The organism is Leisingera sp. F5, from assembly GCF_001593695.1.
Genome location: NZ_LUKH01001151.1, coordinates 1 through 1,229, shown reverse-complemented (window position 1 = coordinate 1,229; position 1,229 = coordinate 1). Strand labels below are relative to the sequence as shown.

The window sequence follows — 1,229 nt, the reverse complement described above, 5'->3', positions numbered from 1 at the left end:
TCTTCCGGCAGCATTTCATTGATCAGCCGGGTCTCCAACAGCTGGCCATTCTGGTACAGAACCGGATAAGCCACCGCCGCAATGTGGCTGTTGAACTCACGTAAGGCACGCAGCGTTTCCAAATGGATATCGGAGGTGTCAAAGCTTTCCCGGGCGCCATTTTGCAACCGTTTCAGGTGGCGTTTCCGGCTGTCGTGCTCCATCCGCTTCAATTCGGTTTTTTCCAGGCTCAGCAACCGCGCACTTTCCAAGTCATCAGAAATCAGCACATTGGAGGCCAGCTGCATATTGGCCAGAATTGCCTCATGCATCCGGGTGATCTCCATCCAGCCTTCCCTGGAAAAGCTCAGATTCCTTTTGTTCAAATCACCCGCCAGGACTGTCAGACGACGGGCCACCACATCGCCAGCGGTTTCCAGCCGGATCGCGTATTCCATCAGGCTGCGGGCCGTCTTCAATTGTTCTTTGTCAAAGCCATCCTCGGGGATCGCAGCCACATATTTCCGGACACCGGAGAGACCAGCGTTGACCTCGGCGTCCATCGACTGAACGGTCTTGATTTTCTCCTTGCCACCCGATTGGTACAATTCCAGTACCGGGCGAAACATGGCATTGACCTGGTCCGACATCCGCAGCAGTTCGCGTTTAAGGTTCGAAACAGACACAGCAGCTGAACCATAGCTGCCCTGTTCCAGCGCACTGACAGGCCGCCCTGGGTGGTTCATCTCTGTCTGCGCGGGTTCGGGGAACAGCCGGGCAAAGATATCTCCCAACTGTGTACAAACCGGCAGCGCGAGCACCAGCAGTGACGCATTGAAGGCCAGATGCGCGTTGACCAGCATCTGGCCGCCTTGCGGATCCCCCAACACCCCCTGACGCAGCGCCAGATTGGCACCGAACAGGCAGATCACCGCCCAGGTGCCGCGCAAAGCCAGGTTGGCATAGGGGATGCGGCGTGCCCGCAAATCCATTCCGCGGCTCAGCCAGACGGGAATGAAGGCAGAACCGAAATTCGCCCCCAATACCAGTGAAAGGCCAGCGGCAAAGGGGATCGCTCCGATCTGCACCAGCGTCACGCACATCAGGATAGCGGCAACTGACGAATGCATCACAAAAGCCAGCGCGCCACCAACCAGAAACGCCGTTATGTAATCCCGAGCCAGATAGCCCGCAACCGCCGGCAGAAAGGCGCTGTCGCGGATCGGATCCATCGCTTCGCGCAGAAACCG

Annotated in this window: 1 protein-coding gene; it reads right to left on the bottom strand. The window is 57.9% G+C overall.

From position 1 onward, the window contains the following. Positions 1–1,229: PhoU domain-containing protein (locus A2I95_RS39675; RefSeq protein ID WP_291737838.1), on the bottom strand; the 1,229-nt coding region annotated here is incomplete at both ends.